The sequence below is a fragment of the Thioclava indica genome (assembly GCF_000714545.1).
GTDB lineage: Bacteria > Pseudomonadota > Alphaproteobacteria > Rhodobacterales > Rhodobacteraceae > Thioclava > Thioclava indica.
The window spans coordinates 1-7,962 of record NZ_AUNB01000065.1 but is presented as its reverse complement, the minus strand read 5'-3'; the positions used below and the strand labels follow the sequence as shown (position 1 = coordinate 7,962).

The 7,962-nt window shown below is 61.9% G+C and carries 6 protein-coding genes, 1 tRNA gene and 1 pseudogene; 7 read left to right on the top strand and 1 reads right to left on the bottom strand.

Annotation, left to right across the window (positions count from 1 at the left end; all coding sequences use genetic code 11):
* From DT23_RS15880 to DT23_RS15855, 6 genes and pseudogenes are all read left to right on the top strand, one after another.
* Positions 1-487: pseudogene (locus DT23_RS15880) on the top strand (ABC transporter ATP-binding protein); the annotation flags it as partial.
* Positions 484-1,566, top strand: coding sequence for an ABC transporter permease (locus tag DT23_RS15875; RefSeq protein ID WP_038132819.1), 1,083 nt, complete (start codon positions 484-486; stop codon positions 1,564-1,566). The pseudogene DT23_RS15880 and the gene DT23_RS15875, both read left to right, overlap by 4 nt.
* Entirely contained in the window at positions 1,563-1,895 is a 333-nt protein-coding gene (locus DT23_RS15870) for a hypothetical protein (protein ID WP_038132817.1), read from the top strand. Before DT23_RS15875 ends, DT23_RS15870 begins: the two co-directional genes overlap by 4 nt.
* Positions 1,892-2,824 (top strand): ABC transporter permease, encoded by a 933-nt coding sequence (locus DT23_RS15865; RefSeq protein WP_038132815.1) that lies wholly within the window; start codon positions 1,892-1,894, stop codon positions 2,822-2,824. Before DT23_RS15870 ends, DT23_RS15865 begins: the two co-directional genes overlap by 4 nt.
* 53 nt (positions 2,825-2,877) lie before the next feature.
* Positions 2,878-3,963, top strand: a complete 1,086-nt coding sequence (locus DT23_RS15860; RefSeq protein ID WP_038132813.1) for a BMP family ABC transporter substrate-binding protein — start codon at positions 2,878-2,880, stop codon at positions 3,961-3,963.
* 218 nt (positions 3,964-4,181) lie between these two features.
* Positions 4,182-5,471: an NAD(P)/FAD-dependent oxidoreductase gene (locus DT23_RS15855; RefSeq protein WP_038132812.1), complete on the top strand. Its 1,290-nt coding sequence runs from the start codon at positions 4,182-4,184 to the stop codon at positions 5,469-5,471.
* 129 nt (positions 5,472-5,600) lie between these two features.
* On the opposite strand, the gene DT23_RS15850 is transcribed toward DT23_RS15855, so the two are convergent.
* A tRNA-Met gene (locus DT23_RS15850) sits at positions 5,601-5,677 on the bottom strand.
* A gap of 137 nt (positions 5,678-5,814) precedes the next feature.
* On the opposite strand from DT23_RS15850, the gene selD reads away from it, so the two are divergent.
* Positions 5,815-7,962, top strand: a 2,148-nt coding sequence (selD, locus tag DT23_RS15845; protein ID WP_038132811.1) for a selenide, water dikinase SelD, incomplete at its 3' end; no start/stop codon positions are given.

Below are 7,962 nucleotides of genomic sequence, written 5' to 3'. Positions count from 1 at the left end.
GCCCGCCATGAGCCTGACGGAAAACGCCATTTTGACCGGGACGACGCGCAAGAATCTGACGCGTAACGGCTTTGTCGATCAGGGCGCGGCGCGGCGTTTCGCGCAAGAGGTAATCGCCGCCTTTGACGTGCGCACGCCCGGCCCAGATGTCGCTGCGCGCGCGTTATCTGGCGGCAACTTGCAGAAATTCGTCATTGGCCGCGAGGTGTTGCAAGCGCCCGAAGTCTTGGTGGTCAATCAACCGACATGGGGTGTCGATGCGGCTGCGGCGGCGGCGATTCACCAAGCGCTACTGGATCTGGCCGCGCAGGGGGCAGCGGTGATCGCAATCAGCCAAGACCTTGATGAGTTGATGGAAATTGCCGACCGTTTTGCCGCGCTCAATGAGGGGCGCCTGAGTGAACCACGCCCGACCAAGGGGCTCAGCATCGAAGAGATCGGGCTGATGCTTGGCGGGGCGCATGGCATGCAGGAGGCGCAGATATGATCACGCTGATCCGCCGCCCGAACCCGTCAAAGTTCTGGACCTACGCCACCCCTATTGTCGCCGTCATCGCAACAATGTTCGCAGGCGGCCTGCTGTTTGCGATGTTGGGAAAGCACCCGGTCGAGGCGATCCGCGTGATTTTCTGGGAGCCACTGTTCGGCGCGAATGCGAGCTATTTCCGCGGCCAGCTATTGGTCAAGGCCGGGCCGCTGATCCTGATCGCGGCAGGGCTTGCCGTGGGCTTTCGCGCAGGCATCTGGAATATCGGAGCCGAGGGGCAGTATATCATGGGCGCGCTGGCCTCGGCCTGGTTGGCGCTGCATGTCTATCCTGCGGAAAGTCATTGGCTTTTCCCCGCGATGATTGTTCTGGGTGCGCTGGGCGGGTTGCTATGGGCGATGATCCCGGCGCTGCTGAAAGTGTGGTTTGGCACCTCCGAGATTCTGGTCTCGTTGATGCTGGTTTATGTGGCGGAAAACCTGCTGGCCTATATGGCGTTCGGGCCACTGAAAAACCCCGAAGGGTTCGGCTTTCCCGGCTCGCGCAACCTGCAAAGCTACCCTGCGGCCCACAATGCCGACCTGATCGCGGGCACGGGGCTGCATTGGGGCGTCGTCACCGCCTTTGTTGCCGTTATCGCAACCTACATCCTGATGCATCGCCACATCACCGGCTTTCGCATCCGCGTCGCAGGTGAGGCCCCGCGCGCAGCCCGATTCGCGGGCGTTATCCCGGCGCGACTGGTGGTGTTTTGCCTTGGCTTGGCAGGCGCGTTTGCAGGGCTGGCGGGCATGTTTGAAGTCTCCGGCCCCTCCGGCCAGATCACCGACAGTTTCAACGTGGGCTACGGGTTCACCGCCATCATCGTGGCGTTTTTGGGCCGCTTGCATCCGATCGGTATTCTGCTGGCCGGGCTGCTGATGGCGCTGACCTATATCGGCGGCGACATGGCACAACTGATGCTGGGCCTGCCCTCGGCGGCAATTCAGGTGTTTCAGGGGATGCTGTTGTTTTTCCTGCTGGGCTTTGACGTGCTAACCAATTTCCGCGTCCGGCTGGGCCGGAGGGCGCGCGCATGAAAAAGCTGCCCTCACTGCATCAACCGGTGCTCGCCGTCGCGGGCGTTCTGGCGGGGTTGGGGCTGTGGTATCTGCTGGCGCTGATGGATGTGCTTTGGGTAATGGTCGTGATCGGGATCGTACTGCTGCTGGTGCTGGAAATGGTGACGCGGCTGTCGCGCGCCCTGCTGGCGCGGATCGGCGCGCGCGGCAATGACACTGCACCGCACATGCCCCATTTGCACGGGCGCGAGCGCTATATCGCCTTGGCGGGGCTCATCGTGGGGCTCGCTTGTGGTTACGCGTTGTGGGGACCGGTGCTGATCTTGAACCAAGGAGGCAGCGCATGAGCATTGGCGGAATTGATATCGTTACCCTTGCGGCGATGCTGATGGCGGCCTCGACCCCCGTGTTGCTGGCAGCGACCGGCGAGCTGGTTGCGGAGAAATCGGGCGTTCTCAACCTTGGGGTTGAGGGCATGATGATCATGGGTGCGGTCGCGGGGTTTGCCGCTGCGGTGGCCACGGGCAGCCCCGTTCTTGGCTTTGTCGCAGGCGCGCTAGCGGGGGCGCTGATGGCCACGCTGTTTGCGTTTCTCACCCAGATTTTCCTGTCCAATCAGGTGGCGACCGGGCTAGCGTTGACACTGTTCGGGCTGGGTCTAAGCGCGCTGATCGGCAAGGGCTATGAGGGCGTGCGCCCGCCCCCCACCGCCAAGCTCGACTTCGGGCCTTTGGCGGATATTCCGGTGATCGGACCGATTTTCTTTTCGCATGACTGGATCGTTTACGCCTCTGTTTTGCTGGTCGCGGTGGTGTGGTTCGTGCTGCGCTACACCCGCGCCGGGCTGATCTTGCGCGCGGTCGGCGAAAGCCATGACGCCGCCCACGCACTGGGCTATCGCGTGGTGGCCGTGCGCTTTGCCGCTCTTGGGTTTGGCGGCGCGATGGCGGGTCTGGGGGGCGCTTATCTTAGCCTTGTGCGGGTGCCACAATGGACCGAGGGCATGACCGCAGGCGCAGGCTGGATCGCGCTGGCCATCGTCGTTTTCGCCAGTTGGCGGCCGTGGCGCGTGCTACTGGGCGCCTATATGTTTGGCGGCATCACCGCGTTGCAATTGCAGCTTCAGGCGGCGGGCTATGCCATTCCCGTTCACATCCTGTCGATGGCCCCTTATGTGATCACCATCGTCGTGCTGGTGATCCTGTCCGCTCTTCACCGCCATGGCGTGCAGGCCGCCCCTGCCAGCCTTGGCAAATCTTTCCACGCCTCAAGTTGAGGCATGTATCCTCAGGGCCCATCAGAGGCCCATCATCAACCGGGAGTTACACGATGAACCGCAGATCCTTCTTGAAAACCACTGCCGCGACCACCTTGGTCGCCGGTGTCGGCCTGCCCGCATTCGCCGCCGACGAACCGCTGAAAATCGGCTTTATCTATGTCGGTCCGGTGGGCGATATGGGCTGGTCTTATCAGCACGATCAAGGCCGCAAGGCGATTGAGGAAAAATACGGTGACAAGGTGCAGACCTCGTTCATCGAGAGCGTGCCCGAAGGCCCCGATGCCGAGCGCGCGCTGACCCAACTGGCGCTGGCGGGCAACAAGCTGATCTTTGCGACCTCGTTTGGCTTTATGGATGCGACCGTCAACGTCGCCAAGAAATTCCCCGATGTGAAATTCGAACATGCGACGGGCTACAAACTTGCCGATAACCTCGCGGTCTATGATGCGAAATTCTATCAGGGCCGCGCGATTCAAGGCACCATCGGCGGGCGCATGACCAAGACCAACAAGATCGGTTATATCGGCTCTTATCCGATCCCCGAGGTCTATCAGGGCATCAACGCCGCCTATCTCGCCGCGAAAAAGGTCAACCCCGATGTCGAGATGAAAGTCGTCTGGGCCTACACCTGGTTCGATCCGGCAAAAGAGGCCGATGCCGCCGCCGCCCTGATCGCGGATGGCGTGGATGTGCTACTGCAACACACCGATTCCACCGCTCCGCAAGCCAAGGCGCAAGAGGCGGGCAACGTCATCACCTTCGGTCAGGCCTCGGATATGTCGAGCTTCGCACCCAAGCCGCGCGTGTCCTCGACGATCGACAACTGGGCACCCTATTACAACAAGCGCGTGGGCGAAGTGATGGACGGCACCTGGAAATCCGAGGCGACTTGGGGCGGGATCGACACCGGCATGGTCGAGATCGGCGAGATCACCGACGCAGTCCCCGCCGTGGTCAAAGCCGAAGCGCTCAAGCTCAAGGACGACATCGCTGGCGGCACCGTGCATCCCTTCACCGGTCCGCTGAACAAGCAAGACGGTTCGGTCTTCCTCGCGGATGGTGAAATCGCCACAGATGAGCAACTGCACGGCATGACCTTCTATGTCGAAGGCATCACCGCAGAAGCGCCAAAATAAGTCAGCACCGCTGATACGAACGACCAAGGCCGGCGCTTGCGTCGGCCTTTTTATTACAATTTAGCCTGTGCCCGTCGGTCACATTTGCGTTAGGCTTGTCGATAAGCCGGTTTCCGCGCAATGATAGGTTGACCGGCACGCTTGACATATTCAAAAATCTGCATTCAACGGGTGATCAAGCAAAAAACGTCATCCGGGTAATGGGAGGAATCAAAACTATGGCACATATCGTGGTGCTTGGCGCGGGCCTTGGCGGCGCTATCATGGCTTATGAATTGCGCGATCAGCTTCGCAAAGAAGACGAAATCACCGTCATCACCAAAGAGGAGAAATACCACTTTGTGCCCTCCAACCCTTGGGTTGCTGTTGGCTGGCGTGATCGCAAAGACATCACCGTCGATCTTGCTCCGACGATGAAAAAGAAAAACATCAACTTTATCACGGTCGGTGCCAAGCGCGTGCACCCGGATGATAACAAGGTTGAACTCGATGACGGGCGCGAAATCAGCTACGATTATATCGTGCTGGCGACCGGCCCCGAACTGGCCTTTGACGAAATCGAGGGTCTTGGCCCCGAGGGGTTCACTCAATCCGTCTGTCACGTCGATCACGCCGAAGCGGCCAAGCTCGACTTTGAGAAATTCTGCAAGAACCCCGGCCCGATCATTGTGGGGGCTGTGCAAGGCGCGTCCTGCTATGGTCCGGCCTATGAGTTCTGCTTCATCCTTGATACCGCGCTGCGTCGCGCCAAGATCCGCGATCAGGTGCCGATCACCTTTGTGACCTCGGAACCCTATGTCGGCCACCTTGGCCTTGATGGCGTGGGCGACACCAAAGGCATCATGGAATCCGAGCTGCGCAACAAGCACATCAAATGGATGACCTCGAGCCGTGTCAAAAAAGTCGAAGACGGCACGATGCATGTCGAAGAGATCGCCGATGACGGTTCGGTCAAGGCGACCCATGAGATGCCGTTCAAATACTCGATGATGCTGCCGCCCTTCCGCGGCATTCCCGCAGTCATGGGCCTTGAGGGCCTTGTGAACCCGCGCGGTTTCGTCATCGTGGACAAGCACCAGCGCAATCCGAAATACTCCAATGTCTTTGGCATTGGCGTGGGTATCGCAATTCCGCCGATGGGCCCGACCCCGGTTCCCTGTGGCGTTCCGAAAACCGGCTTTATGATCGAATCGATGGTCACTGCGACCGCCCATAACATCGGCAACATCGTGCGCGGCAAAGAGCCCGACGAAACCGGCACCTGGAACGCGATCTGCCTTGCTGACTTTGGCGATAGCGGGATTGCTTTCGTCGCCCAGCCGCAACTGCCCCCGCGCAATGTGAACTGGGCGAGCCAGGGCAAATGGGTTCACCTCGCCAAGATCGGGTTCGAGAAATACTTCATGCGCAAAATGCGCAAAGGCACCTCCGAGCCCTATTACGAGAAGTTCGGGATGAAGATCCTTGGCATCGACAAGCTCAAGGCCGTCAAAAAGACCGACGTGTAAGCATTCAAAACGACTTAGGGAAAAGGCGGGCTTCGGCTCGCCTTTTTTCATGCGCGCTGCGTAATCGCCCCGCAGATGCAGAAAAGCGGCGCAAGCGCCGTTTGTCTGATCCGCAAAAAGGGGGATAAGTGGTGGCGAGGGGGGGACTCGAACCCCCGACCCCACGATTATGAGTCGTGTGCTCTAACCAGCTGAGCTACCTAGCCACTGCGTGCGCTAACTAGGCAAACCCGCCCCCCCCGTCAAGGGCGTTTTACACGAAAAGGTTCTCTCTTTGCTGCGTCAGATTGGCGATTGGCGAATGCGCGACGAGCCGCTAGGCATGGGGCGATAAGGAGAGAGTATGCAAAACGCCGCCCCCCTGCCCCTGACCCGCGATCTTGTTCTTATCGGTGGCGGGCATAGCCATGCGCTGGTGCTGCGGATGTGGGGGATGAACCCGTTGCCGGGCGTGCGCCTGAGCGTCATCAATCCGATGCCCTCTGCGGCCTATTCGGGGATGTTGCCGGGTCATATCGCGGGGCATTACGCGCGCGACGAGTTGCAGCTCGATCTGGTCAAGCTGGCACGCCATGCGGGGGCGCGGCTGGTGCTGGGGTTCGTGAGCGGTATCGACCGCGACGCGCGCCTCATCACCGTGCCGGGGCGCGCGCCGATTGCCTATGACGTGGCCTCGATTGATATCGGTATTACTGCCGAGATGCCCCAGCTTCCCGGTTTCTCTGACCATGTCACCCCCGCCAAGCCGCTAGATGCCTTCGCCGACGCTTGGGCCGCGTTCCTTGCAACTGCACCCGTCAATCCGCGCATCGCCGTCGTGGGTGGCGGCGTGGCGGGGGTGGAACTCGCGATGGCCTGCGCGCATCGCCTGCCCGGCGCCAAGGTCTCCGTTTACGAGGCTGGCCCCGAAGCCCTACGCGCGCTTGGTTCGGGCGCACGCGCACGGATGCTGGCCCATTGCGCGCGCCTTGGCGTGACGATTGAAACCGATGCTGCGCTGGAGGGTGCACGCGCGGGCGAGGTTCTGCTGGCAGGCGGGCGCAGCGCCAAGGCTGATTTCATCATCGGCACGGGGGCGACAAAACCCGCCGATTGGCTGCCAGAAACGGGGCTGGATCTGCAAGACGGCTTCATCACCGTCACGCCGACCCTGCAAAGCTCTGACCCTTCGATCTTTGCCACCGGAGACATCGCGCATCTCGCCTACGCCCCGCGCCCCAAGGCCGGCGTTTACGCCGTGCGTCAGGCCAAACCGCTGCTTCACAACCTGCGTGCGGCGCTGTCGGGCAAAGCGATGCGCGATTATCACCCGCAGCGCGATTATCTCAAGCTGATCTCGACTGGCGGCAAGAACGCGGTGGCGGATAAATGGGGCCTGCCGCTGGATGGCAAATGGCTGTGGCGCTGGAAGGACCGGATTGATCGCAAGTTTATGACCCGCGTCCATGATCTGCCCGACATGCCCGCACCTGCGCTACCCGCTGCACACGCGCTTGGGATTGAGGACGTGCTGGGCGATAAGCCGCTGTGTGGTGGATGCGGGGCGAAACTGGGCGGAGCGGCATTGCGCGACGCGCTGGCCACGCTCCCGCCGCCCGCGCGCGACGATGTGCTTTCGGGCGCAGGCGATGACGCGGCCCTTCTGGCCCATGGCGCAGGGGCGCAGGTCTTTACCACCGATCATGTGCGCGCCTTCACCGAAGACCCGTGGCTGCTGGGCCGCATCGTCGCCTTGCACGCGATGAGCGATGCTTGGGCGATGGGGGCCACACCGCAAGCCGCGCTGGCGCAAGTCACCCTGCCGCGCCAATCCGAGCAGATGGGCGCGCGCGCCTTGTCCGAGATGCTGGGCGCCGCCGCGCAAGCCTTTACCGAGGCGGGCGCCGATCTGGTGGGCGGGCATACGTCCATGGGGGCGGAGTTAACGCTGGGCTTTGCCGTGACCGGGCTGTGTGCGCAGCCCATCGGGCAGGATGGCGCAAAGGCTGGCGACCGTCTGATCCTCACCCAGCCCATCGGCACAGGCGTCATTCTGGCGGCTGAAATGGCCAAGGCGGCACCGGGCGATGTGGTCGCGCGCGCGCTGGAATCGATGGCGACCAGTTCCGCCAAGGCCAGTGCGATCCTTGCCCCCGTAACCCGCGCGATGACCGATGTGACGGGCTTTGGCCTCGCGGGGCACCTTCTGGGTCTGTGCAAGGCGTCAGATGTATCCGCCGCTATCAATCGGGACGCGGTGCCGCTGCTCGACGGGGCCTTGGCACTGTCAGAGGCCGGTCAGCACTCCACCCTTCTCGCGCAAAACATCGCCAATTGCGCAGGCCATATCACCACCCCGCCGGGGCCGAGAACCGACCTGCTGTATGATCCGCAAACCTCGGGCGGGCTGCTGGCCGCTGTGCCTGCCGATCAGGCTAGGGCGGTGCTAGAGGCGCTGCAAACCGCCGGATATACCGCTGCCGACATTGGCGAGATCACCTCCGGCCCCGCG

Bases quoted from the DNA above. Each gene is read 5' to 3' on its own strand.
- DT23_RS15875 (WP_038132819.1), top strand. From the start codon at position 484: ATGATCACGCTGATCCGCCGCCCGAACCCGTCAAAGTTCTGGACCTAC.
- DT23_RS15865 (WP_038132815.1), top strand. From the start codon at position 1,892: ATGAGCATTGGCGGAATTGATATCGTTACCCTTGCGGCGATGCTGATG.
- DT23_RS15860 (WP_038132813.1), top strand. From the start codon at position 2,878: ATGAACCGCAGATCCTTCTTGAAAACCACTGCCGCGACCACCTTGGTC.
- DT23_RS15855 (WP_038132812.1), top strand. From the start codon at position 4,182: ATGGCACATATCGTGGTGCTTGGCGCGGGCCTTGGCGGCGCTATCATG.
- DT23_RS15870 (WP_038132817.1), top strand. From the start codon at position 1,563: ATGAAAAAGCTGCCCTCACTGCATCAACCGGTGCTCGCCGTCGCGGGC.